The sequence below is a fragment of the uncultured Halopseudomonas sp. genome (assembly GCF_963977355.1).
In the GTDB taxonomy this organism is placed as follows: Bacteria; Pseudomonadota; Gammaproteobacteria; order Pseudomonadales; family Pseudomonadaceae; genus Halopseudomonas.
This window is the reverse complement of record NZ_CAXBOV010000012.1, coordinates 48,241-61,970: the sequence shown is the minus strand read 5'-3', so window position 1 is coordinate 61,970 and position 13,730 is coordinate 48,241. Positions and strand designations below refer to the sequence as shown.

19 protein-coding genes are annotated in these 13,730 nt (G+C 59.0%); 5 read left to right on the top strand and 14 right to left on the bottom strand.

Annotated features, from left to right (window positions below):
• Positions 1 to 5: 5 nt before the first annotated feature.
• From AAC076_RS08415 to dksA, 4 genes are all read right to left on the bottom strand, one after another.
• Entirely contained in the window at positions 6 to 2,957 is a 2,952-nt protein-coding gene (locus AAC076_RS08415; RefSeq protein WP_339844392.1) for an ATP-binding protein, read from the bottom strand.
• The gene (locus tag AAC076_RS08410; RefSeq protein ID WP_150278722.1) at positions 2,941 to 3,117 is read right to left on the bottom strand and encodes a hypothetical protein; all 177 of its coding nucleotides are present in this window, start codon (positions 3,115 to 3,117) and stop codon (positions 2,941 to 2,943) included. Before AAC076_RS08410 ends, AAC076_RS08415 begins: the two co-directional genes overlap by 17 nt.
• Before the next feature lie 131 nt (positions 3,118 to 3,248).
• Complete coding sequence (gene gluQRS, locus AAC076_RS08405; protein ID WP_339844389.1) at positions 3,249 to 4,145, bottom strand: tRNA glutamyl-Q(34) synthetase GluQRS; 897 nt, start codon at positions 4,143 to 4,145, stop codon at positions 3,249 to 3,251.
• 83 nt (positions 4,146 to 4,228) lie between these two features.
• Entirely contained in the window at positions 4,229 to 4,672 is a 444-nt protein-coding gene (dksA, locus tag AAC076_RS08400; protein ID WP_335607517.1) for an RNA polymerase-binding protein DksA, read from the bottom strand.
• Positions 4,673 to 4,915: 243 nt separating this feature from the next.
• Between dksA and AAC076_RS08395 the strand changes: the two genes are divergently transcribed.
• Together AAC076_RS08395 and sfsA are read left to right on the top strand one after the other, a co-directional pair.
• Complete coding sequence (locus AAC076_RS08395) at positions 4,916 to 6,079, top strand: pyridoxal phosphate-dependent aminotransferase (RefSeq protein WP_339844385.1); 1,164 nt, start codon at positions 4,916 to 4,918, stop codon at positions 6,077 to 6,079.
• A 14-nt stretch (positions 6,080 to 6,093) separates the two neighbouring features.
• The gene (sfsA, locus tag AAC076_RS08390) at positions 6,094 to 6,795 is read left to right on the top strand and encodes a DNA/RNA nuclease SfsA (protein WP_339844510.1); all 702 of its coding nucleotides are present in this window, start codon (positions 6,094 to 6,096) and stop codon (positions 6,793 to 6,795) included.
• 23 nt (positions 6,796 to 6,818) lie between these two features.
• On the opposite strand, the gene AAC076_RS08385 is transcribed toward sfsA, so the two are convergent.
• A complete protein-coding gene (locus AAC076_RS08385) occupies positions 6,819 to 7,157 on the bottom strand; it encodes a Rieske 2Fe-2S domain-containing protein (protein ID WP_339844384.1) in 339 nt (112 codons plus the stop codon).
• An 86-nt stretch (positions 7,158 to 7,243) separates the two neighbouring features.
• On the opposite strand from AAC076_RS08385, the gene AAC076_RS08380 reads away from it, so the two are divergent.
• From AAC076_RS08380 to AAC076_RS08370, 3 genes are read left to right on the top strand one after another with little or no spacing between them, the layout of a single operon-like run.
• On the top strand, positions 7,244 to 8,281 hold the full coding sequence (locus AAC076_RS08380; RefSeq protein ID WP_339844508.1) for an iron ABC transporter permease: 1,038 nt from the start codon (positions 7,244 to 7,246) through the stop codon (positions 8,279 to 8,281).
• A complete protein-coding gene (locus AAC076_RS08375; RefSeq protein ID WP_339844381.1) occupies positions 8,281 to 9,045 on the top strand; it encodes a heme ABC transporter ATP-binding protein in 765 nt (254 codons plus the stop codon). Before AAC076_RS08380 ends, AAC076_RS08375 begins: the two co-directional genes overlap by 1 nt.
• A gap of 9 nt (positions 9,046 to 9,054) precedes the next feature.
• Positions 9,055 to 9,597 (top strand): ChaN family lipoprotein, encoded by a 543-nt coding sequence (locus AAC076_RS08370; protein ID WP_339844378.1) that lies wholly within the window; start codon positions 9,055 to 9,057, stop codon positions 9,595 to 9,597.
• A gap of 98 nt (positions 9,598 to 9,695) precedes the next feature.
• Here the strand turns inward: AAC076_RS08370 and AAC076_RS08365 are convergent, their stop codons facing one another.
• From AAC076_RS08365 to AAC076_RS08325, 9 genes are all read right to left on the bottom strand, one after another.
• Positions 9,696 to 10,049 (bottom strand): Mor transcription activator family protein, encoded by a 354-nt coding sequence (locus AAC076_RS08365; protein ID WP_339844376.1) that lies wholly within the window; start codon positions 10,047 to 10,049, stop codon positions 9,696 to 9,698.
• Position 10,050: 1 nt separating this feature from the next.
• Positions 10,051 to 10,584 (bottom strand): hypothetical protein, encoded by a 534-nt coding sequence (locus AAC076_RS08360; protein ID WP_339844374.1) that lies wholly within the window; start codon positions 10,582 to 10,584, stop codon positions 10,051 to 10,053.
• Between the two features lie 118 nt (positions 10,585 to 10,702).
• Positions 10,703 to 11,296: a regulatory protein GemA gene (locus tag AAC076_RS08355; protein WP_339844373.1), complete on the bottom strand. Its 594-nt coding sequence runs from the start codon at positions 11,294 to 11,296 to the stop codon at positions 10,703 to 10,705.
• Positions 11,293 to 11,511, bottom strand: coding sequence for a TraR/DksA family transcriptional regulator (locus AAC076_RS08350; RefSeq protein WP_339844372.1), 219 nt, complete (start codon positions 11,509 to 11,511; stop codon positions 11,293 to 11,295). The genes AAC076_RS08355 and AAC076_RS08350 overlap by 4 nt, the downstream gene beginning before the upstream one ends.
• The gene (locus AAC076_RS08345) at positions 11,508 to 12,218 is read right to left on the bottom strand and encodes a DUF2786 domain-containing protein (protein ID WP_339844370.1); all 711 of its coding nucleotides are present in this window, start codon (positions 12,216 to 12,218) and stop codon (positions 11,508 to 11,510) included. Before AAC076_RS08345 ends, AAC076_RS08350 begins: the two co-directional genes overlap by 4 nt.
• Positions 12,219 to 12,220: 2 nt before the next feature.
• On the bottom strand, positions 12,221 to 12,466 hold the full coding sequence (locus AAC076_RS08340) for a hypothetical protein (RefSeq protein WP_339844366.1): 246 nt from the start codon (positions 12,464 to 12,466) through the stop codon (positions 12,221 to 12,223).
• A gap of 1 nt (position 12,467) precedes the next feature.
• Positions 12,468 to 13,100, bottom strand: a complete 633-nt coding sequence (locus AAC076_RS08335; protein WP_339844364.1) for a DUF3164 family protein — start codon at positions 13,098 to 13,100, stop codon at positions 12,468 to 12,470.
• A gap of 10 nt (positions 13,101 to 13,110) precedes the next feature.
• On the bottom strand, positions 13,111 to 13,392 hold the full coding sequence (locus AAC076_RS08330) for a hypothetical protein (RefSeq protein WP_339844362.1): 282 nt from the start codon (positions 13,390 to 13,392) through the stop codon (positions 13,111 to 13,113).
• On the bottom strand, positions 13,392 to 13,730 hold the full coding sequence (locus AAC076_RS08325; protein WP_339844360.1) for a hypothetical protein: 339 nt from the start codon (positions 13,728 to 13,730) through the stop codon (positions 13,392 to 13,394). The genes AAC076_RS08330 and AAC076_RS08325 overlap by 1 nt, the downstream gene beginning before the upstream one ends.

Sequence of the window (13,730 nt, the reverse complement as noted above, 5' to 3'; positions counted from 1 at the left end):
AGGATTCAGGTGTTGGCACCGTTGCTCAAAACGCTGTAGCGGGGCAGGGTGATAGTAAACCGCGTGCCGCGCTGGAGTATGGGATCTGCCGGACTGTCTATGGTTATCTGTCCATAGTGCTCTTCGATAATCGAGTAGACCAGTGCCAATCCGAGCCCTGTTCCTGTCCCTGGTTGCTTGGTGGTGAAAAATGGCTCGAACAGCCGATCCATGATCGCCTTGTCTATACCGCTGCCCTGATCCTCGACATGCAGCAGGACCTGATGCTCGTTCTGCTGGGTTGAAATGGTGATGGTGTCAGCATCGTTACTGGCGTCCCGGGCGTTGCCTAGCAGGTTTATCAGGACCTGGACAAGGCGTTGGCTGTCACCAGCGACCACGTGATCGGGGTCGCATAGGTTAACATAAATTACTTCGGGGCCCTGTCGATTGAGTGACAACAGATGAATGGCCTCGTTGGTGCAGCTCGCCAGATCGACCTCTTCGTTGCTGTTGTTATGCCGACTGCCAACGTGGGCAAAGTTGACCAGAGACTGGACTATGCGGGAAATGCGCCGGGTCTGCTCCATGACCTGATCGGCCATTTCCCGAGCCTCGGGCTGGTCCGATTCTTCACGCAGATTCTGCGCCAGACAGGCAATGCCGGTGACCGGATTGCCGATCTCGTGGGCAACTCCTGCAGCCAGACGACCAATGGATGCAAGGCGCTCGGAGTGCATCAGCTCATCCTCGAGCATCTGATTTTCGGTCTGATCCTCGATCAACAATACCAGTCCGCTACTGACTACGTTGCCGGGTTCATCAATGGCGGCCTTGTGCAGGCTAAGCCACTGGGTTTGTCCCCTGACGACCAGTTTCTGCTTGTGCAAGTGCGCTGACTGATCGCTGACGAAGCGTCCAAGCAGTTCGTTCCAGGGTTCGTCGATGTTGTCCAGACGCGATCCCACAACACTTTCCGCGCTGATACCGGTCAGCGCCTGCATGGCGCGGTTCCACATCAATACTTCATTATCCTTTGCCAGCGAACAGACACCCATGGGAAGGTCCTGCAGGGTCTGTCGATGGTAACGACGCAGGGCGTCCAGCTCGGCAGCCAGGCCGGTAAGGCGCGAGTGATAATCCTCGAGGCGATTTTCGATGAAGTGAATGTCCTCGGTGATGTAGCCCTCACGGGCCAGCTTGAAGGGCAGGAAGGTGCTGATGATTTCCTGCGCGACGCTGGGGCCCATCAGTCCCGACAGGTTGGCTTCGAGTCGGTCGCGCAGACGACGCAGGGCATAGGGGCGACGCTCGTCGAAGGGTAGCTGCAGATCACGCAGTGCCTGTTCTACCTCCTGCTGGGCGGTCTTGTTCCCGAGTGGCTTGGCCAGTTGCTGGGCAAATTCCTGGGGCGAGTCGGCTATCAACTCCCTGCGCTGCGGACGACTGACGTTGTCCACCGAACAGGCTTCTGCGGCACTCTGCTCTTCGCTCGAACGCTGGGTGAACAGCGATATGCTGGTGAAAGCAAAAATGTTGGCTGCCAGTGATGCTATTGCTGCCAGATGCCAGGTATCAGCATTGAAGCTCAGCGTCTGGCCGAGAATCTGCAGCCCGGTTACTTCGGTAACAAGGGGCAGTAACAGGGTGATTGCCCACACCAGCATGCCGGCAATAAGTCCGCCGATGAAGCCTCGGCGGTTGGCCTGCTGCCAGTACAGAACCGATAGCGCGCCGGGCAGGAACTGTACTGTGGCAACGAAGGAGGCAATACCCAGGTTGGCCAGATCCTGTTCCGCTCCGAGCAGGCGATAGAAGCCATAGCTGGCCATGATGATGGCTGCGATCAGAGTGCGACGGGTCCAGAGCAGCCAGCGATAGATATTGTTTTCGGCACTGGGCTGATAAACCGGTAACACCAGATGGTTGAGCACCATGCCCGAGAGGGCCAGGGTGACCACGATGATCAAGCCGCTGGCGGCGGAGAGTCCGCCGATGAAGGCGAGCAGCGTCAGCCAGTCTGCCCCGGCTGCTACGCCCAGCCCGAGAGTGAAGTATTCCGGATTGGTCGGAATACCCAGGTGCAGTCCGGCCCATAGTATGGGTGGCACGGCAAGACTGATCAGTAACAGGAACAGGGGAAGTCCCCAGCTTGCCGTTGCCATTGCCCGGGGGTTGAGGTTTTCGGTGAAGGCCATGTGGTACATGTGCGGCATGACTATGGCCGCGGCAAAAAACACCAACAGGAGCGTGCGCCATGGACCTTCCTGCAGTGGCGAATGCAACGTTTGTAGTGCCTGCTGATTGTATTCCAGCCAGGACTCAAGGCCGGCTGGGCCGCCAAAAACGCCATAGAGTGCGTAGAGTCCCACTGCGCCAATGGCGACCAGTTTGACCAGGGATTCGAAAGCAATTGCCATCACCAGGCCTTCATGCTTTTCCCGGGTGGAAATATGGCGCGCCCCGAATAGAATCGCGAACAGGGTAATCAGTACACAGAACCCCAGGGCGACGGCATTCTGTCCGGTTTCCTGGGTGAGAATCTGTACTGAGTCGGCGACCGCCTGAATCTGCAGCGCAAGCAATGGGAGAACCCCGATCAGCATGCACAGTGTTGTGAGTGTGCCGGCAAGGGTGCTGCGAAAGCGGAAAGCAAAAAGGTCTGCCAGGGATGACAGCTGGTAGGTACGGGTAATACGCAGGATCGGGCCCAGCAATACCGGTGCCAGAAGGAAGGCGCCGCATACGCCCAGATAATAGGTAAGAAACCCGTAGCCGTATTCATAGGCCAGCCCCACCGTGCCGTAGAAGGCCCAGGCACTGGCGTACACACCCAATGACAAGGTGTATACAGCCGGATGCTGCAATAGGGCGCGCGGCAGCATGCCCTTTTCGGTTACCCAGGCCACGCCAAAGAGCGTGAGAAGATAGAGAATGCTGACCAGCAGCAGGTGACTCAGGTCAAAGCTCATCGGCATCTTTTGGACTCTGCAGAACAATGCCGGCAATGATCAGAATCAACCAGAGCATATAGGGGCGATACCAGGCGCCCTGTGGCTCGATCCACCAATCCATGATGGCGGGCGAGAACAGGTATATGCCGATCACCAGCAACAGTACCAGGCGGTAGATATACATGGGCGTCCATAGATCGACGACAGTGAGCTGTCGGGGGGTTGCCTGCGCGCCATTAGCGGCGGGTCGAATAATGCAACAGGGTAATCAGGCCGGACCTGCTTGCCAAGCTCCACGATACTCAGTGATGACCCTTATACGGGCTCATCCATTACTATTTCGCGCGTGGCTGGCAGATCGCCAGGTTGCCAGTGCTCGATTGCCCAGGCAATGATCTCCGAGATCGGGCCGCCCTGGAGATGAGCAGGCGGTTGTTGCTGGAGCGCTACTAGTGCCGAGTAGAGGCTGACGGATGCCTGAGCGGCTTCGATTGGGGCAGAATCCAGGCGCTTGCTGAGCTTGTGTCCGCGCCGCGCCATCAGCAGGGGAATGTGCAGGTATTCAGGGGCTCTAGCCTCGAGTAATTGGTATAGCCATAGTTGCCTGGGCGTTGAATCGAGCAAATCGGCGCCGCGGACTATCTGGGTAACACCCTGGTCTATATCGTCCATGACCACGGCGAGCTGGTAGGCAACCACACCATCGCGTCGCCGGATCACAAAGTCGCCTACTTCGCTTTCCAGTCGTTGACTGATCTTGCCCTGCAGGCGGTCTGTGAAAGCGATCGGATCATCCGTTACCCGCAGGCGCACAGCATGGTCTCGGGCCCAGGGCAGACCGCGTTCGCGGCAGATACCAGGATACACGCCGCCATAGGCCGACAGATCGGTCCGAGAGCAATCGCAATAATATGCCAGTCCCTGATTGATCCAGCTCTGGATCTGCTGTTGGTAACGTTCTGTTTGCTGGCTCTGGATGAGCACCTCGCCATCCCAGATCAGGCCGTGGGCCTTGAGGGTCTGTAATATGTGCTCGGCGGCGCCGGCTTTGTTGCGGGGGCCATCGAGATCCTCCATGCGCACCAACCAATGGCCGCGCTGGTGGCGTGCATCAAGATAGCTGGCCAGGGCTGTTACCAGAGAGCCGAAATGCAGGTGACCGCTGGGAGTTGGGGCAAAGCGACCGAGATAGGGGGATTGCGGGGTGGTCATGACAGACAGCCTGTTTCAGCAGGCAAAAAAATACTGCCAACCCTGGCACCAATGACGGGCAGGGTTGGATTGCAAGCGGCTGGTCAGCTGCCTACCTGCTTTTCCTTGATTTCCGCCAGCGTCTTGCAGTCGATGCAAAGCGTGGCCGTTGGCCGCGCTTCAAGACGACGAATACCAATCTCGACGCCGCATGAATCACAGAAGCCGTAATCATCGTCTTCGATGCGCTGCAAGGTCTGATCGATCTTGCGGATCAGTTTGCGCTCGCGGTCACGAGCTCGCAGCTCGAGGCTGAACTCCTCTTCCTGGCTGGCGCGATCAGCTGGATCCGGGAAGTTGGCGGCCTCATCCTGCATGTGATGCACGGTGCGGTCGACTTCTTCCATCAGCTCGCGTTTCCAGCCGTTGAGAATGGCGGCGAAATGCTCGAGCTGCTGCTCGCTCATGTACTCTTCGCCCTTCTTTTCCTTATAGGGTGCAAACCCGCGGATCAACATTGAACTTTTTTCTTTGGCATTGCTGGGCATGAGGACCCCTCACTTTTTTCTCGATCTTTCAGTGCCAGGCCCACGTCGCTGATGGCCTGAGGGTGCAGCCAGTGGCATGCAAGCGGGCAAAACTACCAGAACCTGATCAACCGCGCTACTGTTTGCCGTCAGATGGTTGGTCCACTTGATGCAAGTCAGTGTAAACAGGCTGCTTGGCCGGGTCTTGACGGGTATCATCTGCGGTTTCGACTTCGGTGGCGATCACTAAATCAGGGAGCATGCATGCGCAGGCAGGGGTGGGCAAAGCGGACGCAGGATATTCAGGCGTTTCATGTCATGAGTGTGCTGGCGCGCGCCAAGACGCTGCAAGCGCAGGGGCGCGACGTGATCCACATGGAGATTGGAGAGCCCGATTTTGCGACCCCTGCCCCGATTGTTCGCGCCGGGCAGGCAGCCCTGGGCAATGGCCATACCGGCTACACCCCGGCATTGGGTTTGCCTGCGCTACGCGAGGCGATCGCAGCTTCTTATGCGCAACGCTATGGTGTGCATGTGGAGCCCAGCAGGGTCGTGGTCACACCGGGCGGCTCGGCGGCCCTGTTGCTGATAGCGGCGCTTCTGGTTGATCCGGGGCAGAGTGTGGTCATGGCTGACCCATCCTATCCCTGCAATCGCAACTTTTTACGCCTGCTAGGTGCACAGGCGAAGATGATACCCACCGGGCCGCAGAGCGATTACCAACTGACCCCCGAGTTGATCGAGCAGCATTGGGATGAGAGTTGCTCTACCGTGCTGGCGGCTTCTCCGGCCAATCCCACCGGCACCTTGCTGAGCAAGCCCCAGTTGCTTGCCATGGCTGATACTGTCAGGCGGCTGGGTGGGCATCTGGTGGTCGACGAGATCTACCATGGTCTGACCTATGATTGTGAAGCAGCCTCGGTGCTTGAAGTGGCGCCAGACGCATTCGTACTCAACAGTTTTTCCAAGTACTTCGGCATGACGGGTTGGCGCCTGGGCTGGTTGATTGCGCCCGAGGCGGCCATTCCCGAGCTGGAAAAACTGGCCCAGAATCTGTACATCTGTGCTCCCCACATGGCCCAGTGGGCTGCGCTCGCGGCATTTGAAGAGGAGACGCTGGCAATCTGCGAGGCGCGACGCGAGGCTTTCAAGGCGCGCCGTGACTTTCTCTTGCCAGCGCTGCGTGATCTCGGTTTCGGGATACCGACGACCCCGCAGGGGGCCTTCTACCTATACGCAGACATCAGCAAGCATTCCGCTGACAGCAGCGCTTTATGTCAGCGCCTGCTTGAAAGCGAATACCTGGCGATCACACCGGGACTGGATTTCGGTGATTACCGCCGAAATGAACATGTGCGTTTCGCCTACACCGCCTCATTGGATCGGCTAGGCCAGGCTGTCGAACGTTTGGAGCGGAGCCTCAGATAATGTCCTCCAGGTTGATTCCATTCTCGCCCCCCCTTCAGGGGGGCATTCTGCTCAAGCGATATAAGCGCTTCCTTGCTGACGTGCGATTGGACGATGGACGGGAAATGACCGTGCATTGCCCCAATACAGGGTCGATGAAAGGCTGCGCCGAGCCCGGTAGCCGCGTATGGGTGCGGCTGGAACAGAAGGCCGGGCGCAAGCTGCCGGGTAGCTGGGAGCTGGTCGAAACACCACTTGGTGGTCTGGCGTGTATTCACAGCGCACGGGCCAACAAGGTGGTGGCGGCCGCGTTGTCGCAAAAGTTGATTGCACCGCTTGCCGGCTACACCATGGTTCGACCTGAGGTCAGGTTGGCAGGGGGAGAAAGCCGCTTTGATTTCTTGCTCAGTGAACCTGGCGAATGCGTGGTGGAGGTCAAGAGCGTCACCATGGCGGTGGGAGAGGGCGGTGGAGCTTTTCCGGACGCAGTCAGTCTGCGCGGGCAGAAACACCTGCGCGAACTGACGACCCTCGCCGCCAGCGGAAAGCGCGCCTGCCTGTTGTTCTGCGTCATGCACTCAGGCATTGAGCGGGTGAGGCCCGCCGATGAAATAGACGCTGAATACGGGCGGCTGCTGCGCCAGGCCGTCGCGCAGGGCGTAGAGGTTATCGCTTGGTCGGTATTGCCCTCGCCCGAGGGCCTGCAAGTGGCAGGGCAACTGCCGGTGGAGCTATGAGCCTGCAAGCCAGGTATGCGCGCTCAGTCGAGCCAGATCTGGCCGTTGCTGATATGGCAGCGGCGCGGTTGCAGATACGCTCCCGTGCAGGGCCCCGCAACACACTCTCCGCTTTCAGGCAGGAAAAGTGCGCCGTGACTGGCACACTGGATCAGTCTGCCGGAGCTGTCCAGGAACTGATTCGGAACCCATTCAAGCGGTATGGCGCGGTGGGGGCAGCGGTTGAGGTAAACGAAGGCTCGGTCCCCCTGGCGTATCACCATCAACATTTCGCCGTTGTGTTCCACGCCCAGGCTACCGGGGTCAGCCAGTTGATCAAGGCGGCACAGGGGCGTGGGCAGAAAGTTTTCAGTGTTGGTCATGGGCTTATTATCTCTGCCAGCACCTGTCGCCGCCAGTCTTGCAGAATAATGCGGCGCCGCGAAATCTCGGGGAGACGCCGATGATTATGCAGTCGCGGTTGCGACCAGCCGTTCTCATGATGCTTTTCGTTCTGCTGCTGCTGGCCATCATGTTATCGCTCGGCCTGGGGGCGGTCACCATCGCGCCGCTGGATACCCTCGCTGCGTTGGGAAACATGCTGGGGCTTAACCAGTCACCCGGCGAAGCACAAATCATTATCGAGCAGATTCGCTTGCCGCGGACATTGATGGGGCTGCTTGTCGGTATCACGCTGGCGCTGACCGGTGCCGTGATGCAGGGACTTTTTCGCAACCCGCTGGCTGACCCCAGCCTCATAGGTGTTTCCAGTGGTGCGGCGCTCGGCGCGGCTACCGTCATTGTGTTTGGCGGCTGGCTTTTTTCCGCCATGCCTGATGCTTTGCTGCCCTATGCGACCGTCATCGGCGCTTTTGGCGGTGGGGTCGTCACCACGCTTCTGGTGTATCGATTAGGTCAGACGGCGCAAGGCACTTCGGTCGCCAGCATGTTGCTGGCTGGTATTGCGATTGCCGCGATCAGCGGCGCGCTGATTGGTTTGCTGGGCTATCTGGCCGATGATCGCATGCTGCGTACATTAACCTTCTGGAACATGGGTAGTCTGGGCTCGGCAAGTTATCCACGGGTTATTGCCCTTGCGTTGTGTTGCGCGCTGATCTGCTGGCGATTGCCACGTCAGGCTCGCGCTCTTAATGCTTTATTGCTCGGCGAGTCGGAAGCGCGGCATCTTGGCGTAGACGTCGAGCGGGTCAAGCGTGAGCTGATCCTGCTTACTGCGCTAGGGGTCGGCGCCTGCGTGGCAGTGGCCGGTCTGATCGGTTTTGTGGGCCTGGTCGTACCGCACCTGATTCGATTGATGCTGGGGGTTGATCACCGCATGGTACTCCCCGGCTCCATGCTTTTGGGCGGTGGTTTACTGTTGCTCGCCGACGTGGTCGCGCGGTTGGTCATCGCGCCGGCGGAGCTACCTATCGGTATTCTCACCGCCCTGCTAGGCGCACCCTTCTTTCTGATTTTGCTGCTGCGCTCGCAGCGCAGGGGGTGGTGATGCTCAAAGTCGGGAACCTGGGGTGCGCTCGGGGTGGCTGCCAAATTTTGAGCGGGATTGATTTCTGCCTCGAAGGCGGCGAAGTTCTGGCCGTTCTTGGAACCAACGGTGCGGGCAAGAGCACCTTGCTTGCGACCCTGAGTGGCGAGCTACCCCGGGCAGATGGAGATATTGTGCTAGCCGGCAGGCCGCTGGATGCCTGGTCTGCGGTGGCGCGTGCGCAGCGTTTGGCTGTATTGCCACAGTCCTCGTCACTGGCATTCGCGTTCAGTGTGGAGGAGGTTGTGCTTTTGGGTCGCCTGCCGCATGCCAGTGGCCGGGATGAGGACAGGCGTATAGCGCGGGAGGTCATGTGCGCTGCAGATATCGAACACCTGCGACAGCGTAGCTATCTTGCATTGTCCGGGGGTGAGCGGCAGCGCGTGCATCTGGCCCGCGTGCTGGCACAGATCTGGGATAGTGCTGAGCCCGGCTGTCTGCTGCTGGACGAACCAACAGCTTCACTGGACCTGGCCCATCAACGACTGATCCTGCAACAAGCCCGTGAGATTGCCCAGCGTGGAAATGCGGTACTGTTGGTGTTGCACGATCTCAATCTGGCCGCGCGTTACGCAGACCGTCTGCTGCTTCTCGATCAGGGTGGCATGTCCTCACTAGGCACTCCCTGGCAGGTGCTGCAGGCAGAACGCATCAAACGGGTTTTTGGGGTCGAGGTGCAGGTCGCGCCTCACCCGCAACTGGATTGTCCCCTGATTATCGCCTGAGGTATCACCATGCGCCGCTTTCTTCTGGTGTTGTTATGCGTTTCGAGTTTTACCACCCATGCGCAGGATTTACCGGAATGGATCAGTCCCGAGGGACAGGATGATCCACACGTAGGAAAGGTGCTGGATACTGCTAACGGGATATGGCTCACACCCAATCTGCTGGTTGAAAGTCTTGTGTCGGCACCCCACGTCATGGTCGGCGAAAAGCATGATAATCCTGACCACCATCGATTACAGCTATGGTTGCTGGAGAGCTTGCAGGCTCATCGTCCGCAGGGCTCCCTGGTCATGGAAATGCTCGGACCTTCGCAGCAGGCGGCGGTAGATCGCTTGCAGGGTGAAACAACCTTCGATCCAGATGCTTTGCCTGATGCCTTGGAATGGAATCCAGGCTGGGACTGGGCGCTGTATGGGCCTCTGGTTCAATGGGGGCTGACTAACCCGCAGCGGTTGCTTGCGGCCAATCTTGCCGAAGATGAAATGCGTACTGTTTACGCAAGCCCGCAGCCACTTGCTGACGCATACAGCGCTGAGGCTGAGGGGGGGTGAGATAAATCTAATACCAAACGCTAGATAAATTGCGGGATATAGAGAAACAAGTGGGGATTTAGCGGGACAGAAATGAAAAAGCTTTTCAGAAATAGGGGCTAGAAAAGCTTGGGCTGACGATGGTCCATGTCGCGCTTCCTGGCGCGCTCGATGATCTTATAAATGCCACGCATTGTCATGTTCCAGCGGCGCGCCAGCTCGGCGTGGTTATTGCCGTTGAACTCTTCATATATAAGCAGATCACGATTGGCCAGCTTGAAGCGGTAATCCTTCGGGATATTGATCAGCTGGCCACCCCAGTGGGTAGCCAGCCGATCGGCCAGGGCGAGCCCGGCCTGTTCTGCCAGCGGCTGCTCGATGCCATGGTCCTTCAGCACTGACGCAACAGTATCGGCGACATCAGACAGCAGCTCGTGCCGTTGTTGTTCCATATGTGGCGAGGTGCCTGACATGTCAAAGCTCCTTGAGGCGTTTATCAGCCTCGTCTTGTGAGATCAATTTGAGGCGGAGGTCGTTCTGGATCTGGTAGTACGCCGCGTCGCGGGCTGATCGGTCAGCGGCAGCGGCCTTGGGCGTGCGAGGCGCAAGCGCCTGGACGGCTGCAGCATCACCTGCAATGCCATGCACGACGGCCCGCAGATAGTGGTGTGTTTCCAGCGGCAGAGTGAGCTTCTCGCGCTGAGCGATCATCTGCTCGATGCCGGAAACCCACAGCGCTGGGGAGGCTTGGCGCCTGTCATTGGTACGGGCATCGCGGGTGACGGTCCCATCGCTGACCATTTGGTGCAGATCCTCGACCAGGCGGATTGCTTTGCCCATTTTCAGGCTGCGCTTCGGCGGGCTGAACAGGCGCAGGTAGGACAGCACTGCTTTGCCCAGTTTGGGTGGCATATCGGCAAACAAAGCAGCCAGGCGCTTGCCTTCCTCGTCGGCCAAGCCGGCCTCGAACGGGAACTGCTGGCTGCAGCAGGGGCAGGTCATTTGCATGGGGGCCTCATTCCAGCTCGGCAGTCACGCACGCCATCAAGGATGCCGAGCGCGATCGCGCTGCAAAAGGAAGTTATTCCCGCCCACTGTAAAATCCACAAAGTGGCCTCGGGGTGCATCAGATATCCTCCAGGCTTTGGTCAGAATCGGCATACATCGCTTTCTCGCGGCGCTCTCTGCACAGCGCATCAATCAGAGATTCCATGATTGGAACCTTGCGATCCCAGCCCGCCGGCAGGCTTTCCAAAAGTGCGGCCCGTTCTGGACCGACGTATCCGAGTTCGTTAAGCAGCTCTTCCAATGATCCCTTGAGCTGCTGTTTCTTCTGCTCGACGTGTAGCGCAGCGATGACTCCTTCGAAGTGCTTACGGCTTTTGAGCCAGGCGCAGCGCTCAATCTTGAACATCCGTTTTGCGATCGAATCAGCATATGACCAGGGCAGACCGAGGTCAGTGAGTAGCGCCTCGATCTTGGTGATCTCACCCGGCATGTCGGCAAAATTACGCGGCTTGCCTTTGGCCTTGGTGCTGGGCTTGGGCTTGAACCCGAGACGTTCGAACTCGCGAAGTACTGCACCGACCTGCCGGGCCCCGAGATCCTTCGAGGATTGGACGCCAGCGACCCTGGCCAGCAGCGCGCGGTAGCCCTGGTCGTCCATGCCCAGCTGCTGCCGGGCTATATGGATTTTGGCTTGATTGGGCCGGCTGATCATCGGTTGCCTCGCTTTGATGCTCTGGATTCCAACAGGCCCTGACAGAATGTGCATGTCTGGACTCCGGGCAGCGCCTTGCGGCGGCGCTCCGGGATCACGTCGTCACATTCCTCGCAGTGGGTGGCGCTTGGGCCCGTATGCCTGGGGCAACTGGCGATAGCTTCCTGGATGCGAAGCTCAACCAGATCGTTTGCAAGATCGACGATATCGGTCATGACATGCTCCCTATGCGCAGAGGCTGGGCGCCGGCATTCACAGCGGTGTGCAGTTGGGCAGACTTGCCAGCCCGGTACCCGGCATCGGTGGCGCCGACGTCGCGCCCCTTGGTCTTTCTGCGCTTCATTTTGTGTTTGCCGAGGTTAGGGTGGTTCTTGTCCATGAATGCCTGGATGGCGTCGGCGATGTTGTCATCCACGCCGGCGAACTCGTCGACCTTGTGATACACCGCCCGGATCCAGCCGGTGGCGAACTGGTCGCCGCGAGACACCTTTGTGGTGCGTTTGCAGCGCTTGTTGTTGGGCAGCTGGAGGTACTCGCGTCGCGCCTTTTGCAGCTGCCGCTCCAGTACCTGGTAGGCGTAACCAGTAAGCTCTGGCGCCGCACCGCAGCCGACGAATAGGAAGCCACCGACCCAGTTGAATATGTCAGCCTGGACTGCGGTGATGATCATCCGAGTACCAAAGGCGTGAGCACAGACATAGGCCAGCTCTACTCGCCACGCTGGCGGATCGCCCTCCGATCCAGCCTTGATGCTGACCTCCGACGCCATGCTGGCCAGCACGTCGCCGACCTCAAGGTTGAACGCTTCCATCATCTTGTGCGCCTGGCGCAGCGCGGTTTCTGCTTCATTTGGGTTGGAGCTTTTGCCCTTCGCCATCTCCAGGCATTTTTTGATCTTTTCGAGCGCGCGTTCCTGGTCCATGATCAGACCTCCCCTGCAGCTGGGTTTAAAGGCGCACCCGGAACGATCAGCCACTTGCTGTGCAGCCGACCAACCGGGGTGGATTCCTGGCGGTCGATGGTTTTGTGGTGGTCCGGGAAGAGCTTGTCAGCCAACCGCTCGACCGCCAGGGAGGCGTCATAGGTACAGCAGCCGATTTTTCCCTGAACCTTTCCCGCTTTGTAACCTGAATGGTCAAATCGAACGGTGACTTCGACTGGCTTCTCCATGTCACACCGCCGCGATATCGAGAGAGATAGGCTTGTACTGATCGGTGTCGCCCACCCGCTCATAAATGCGGATGTATGATTTGCTGCCGATCGCCTGGCAGGCTTCGCCGATCGCAACCATCGCCTGCTGCCAGCGCTTGTCCTGAATATCCAGGCGGCGCAGCGCGAGCACGGAGGCGGTGCGGATTTCGCCCTTGGTATCGGTGCGGAAGGCGTCATTGATCAGCGCCACAACCTCTGGCCGGGCCCCAGCAGTCCACTCGGTCAGGCATTCATCGATCAGGGCGCGTGCAGCCTGCAGGCGCTCATCAAAACTGATGGTTTCCTGCACTGAGCGCTGGATCTTGAACCGGCCGTCGAAGCTGAACAGCGTGACGTTGCCCTTTTTGCCGCCGATCTTGGCGCCGTACTCCTCGGCTGACATCTCGATGAAAGCCGCGATATCGCCGAACGCCATGGCCTTGTAATCGGCCAGTTCGGCGTTCAGCTCGGTGGCGCGGTCCACCAGGTGGCAGACCAGCCGGTCGCGCTCGATATCGACAGGCTTGATCAGATCCTCGTGGGTAAGGCGTCCCTGGGCATCCTTGCGGTAGCCGGGTGGTATCACTTCTGGAGCTTTCTGGGTAGCGGTCATGGGTGGCCTCCTAAACGATGCCGTGTGAGTAATCGAGCATGCAGATGCGGCTCGAATCGAGGTCGCCACGTGACTTGATTTGGAGCGTTTCGCTTTCGCCGTAGCACTCCGCTTCAAGTCCGAGGCTGGACAGAAAACCCGCAGCGACCGGCTTTGCGGTTGCCAATTCGGGCAGTTTGGTTATGGCCTCCGCGACGTCGGCATGCACCAGGGCATCAGGGAAAATGACCGGGAATTCACGGACCAGGTCTCCCTGGGTGCCGGTCATGATTTGGAGCATGATGTATTTCATCAGTGAACCCTCATCGCGTTGATCTGCTTGACCTGTGCAGGACGCACACGCCATTCGATATCGCAGCCCAGGAGCAACGTCCGGACCTTGATGAATACGCCAGGCGTCTTGAGCAGGGCTAAGCGGAAGTGGCCAACGCGCGCCAGGTGCAGCGGCTGGTCGCATTCCACGACCAGGAACGGGCGCTCGCCGTCTACCGCTGCGAAGATGACAACGCAGTTGAACCGGCGCAGCTCGCGGGACACGCAGTTGGCCAGCGCCAGTACTTGCTGGACCTTCTTGGTGAACACCTTGCTTTCGCGCTCGAATGGCTGCTCTAGGTTGATTGTCTGGCCCAT

What these genes read in the sequence shown, in the direction of transcription:
- AAC076_RS08325 (WP_339844360.1), bottom strand. Translation starts at nt 13,730, where the DNA reads ATGGGCCAGACAATCAACCTAGAGCAGCCATTCGAGCGCGAAAGCAAG.
- AAC076_RS08360 (WP_339844374.1), bottom strand. Translation starts at nt 10,584, where the DNA reads ATGCAAATGACCTGCCCCTGCTGCAGCCAGCAGTTCCCGTTCGAGGCC.
- gluQRS (WP_339844389.1), bottom strand. Translation starts at nt 4,145, where the DNA reads ATGACCACCCCGCAATCCCCCTATCTCGGTCGCTTTGCCCCAACTCCC.
- AAC076_RS08410 (WP_150278722.1), bottom strand. Translation starts at nt 3,117, where the DNA reads ATGTATATCTACCGCCTGGTACTGTTGCTGGTGATCGGCATATACCTG.
- AAC076_RS08355 (WP_339844373.1), bottom strand. Translation starts at nt 11,296, where the DNA reads ATGATCAGCCGGCCCAATCAAGCCAAAATCCATATAGCCCGGCAGCAG.
- AAC076_RS08380 (WP_339844508.1), top strand. Translation starts at nt 7,244, where the DNA reads ATGCAGTCGCGGTTGCGACCAGCCGTTCTCATGATGCTTTTCGTTCTG.
- AAC076_RS08375 (WP_339844381.1), top strand. Translation starts at nt 8,281, where the DNA reads ATGCTCAAAGTCGGGAACCTGGGGTGCGCTCGGGGTGGCTGCCAAATT.
- AAC076_RS08365 (WP_339844376.1), bottom strand. Translation starts at nt 10,049, where the DNA reads ATGTCAGGCACCTCGCCACATATGGAACAACAACGGCACGAGCTGCTG.
- dksA (WP_335607517.1), bottom strand. Translation starts at nt 4,672, where the DNA reads ATGCCCAGCAATGCCAAAGAAAAAAGTTCAATGTTGATCCGCGGGTTT.
- AAC076_RS08335 (WP_339844364.1), bottom strand. Translation starts at nt 13,100, where the DNA reads ATGACCGCTACCCAGAAAGCTCCAGAAGTGATACCACCCGGCTACCGC.
- AAC076_RS08415 (WP_339844392.1), bottom strand. Translation starts at nt 2,957, where the DNA reads ATGCCGATGAGCTTTGACCTGAGTCACCTGCTGCTGGTCAGCATTCTC.
- AAC076_RS08385 (WP_339844384.1), bottom strand. Translation starts at nt 7,157, where the DNA reads ATGACCAACACTGAAAACTTTCTGCCCACGCCCCTGTGCCGCCTTGAT.
- AAC076_RS08370 (WP_339844378.1), top strand. Translation starts at nt 9,055, where the DNA reads ATGCGCCGCTTTCTTCTGGTGTTGTTATGCGTTTCGAGTTTTACCACC.
- AAC076_RS08345 (WP_339844370.1), bottom strand. Translation starts at nt 12,218, where the DNA reads ATGGACCAGGAACGCGCGCTCGAAAAGATCAAAAAATGCCTGGAGATG.
- AAC076_RS08330 (WP_339844362.1), bottom strand. Translation starts at nt 13,392, where the DNA reads ATGAAATACATCATGCTCCAAATCATGACCGGCACCCAGGGAGACCTG.
- AAC076_RS08350 (WP_339844372.1), bottom strand. Translation starts at nt 11,511, where the DNA reads ATGACCGATATCGTCGATCTTGCAAACGATCTGGTTGAGCTTCGCATC.
- AAC076_RS08340 (WP_339844366.1), bottom strand. Translation starts at nt 12,466, where the DNA reads ATGGAGAAGCCAGTCGAAGTCACCGTTCGATTTGACCATTCAGGTTAC.
- AAC076_RS08395 (WP_339844385.1), top strand. Translation starts at nt 4,916, where the DNA reads ATGCGCAGGCAGGGGTGGGCAAAGCGGACGCAGGATATTCAGGCGTTT.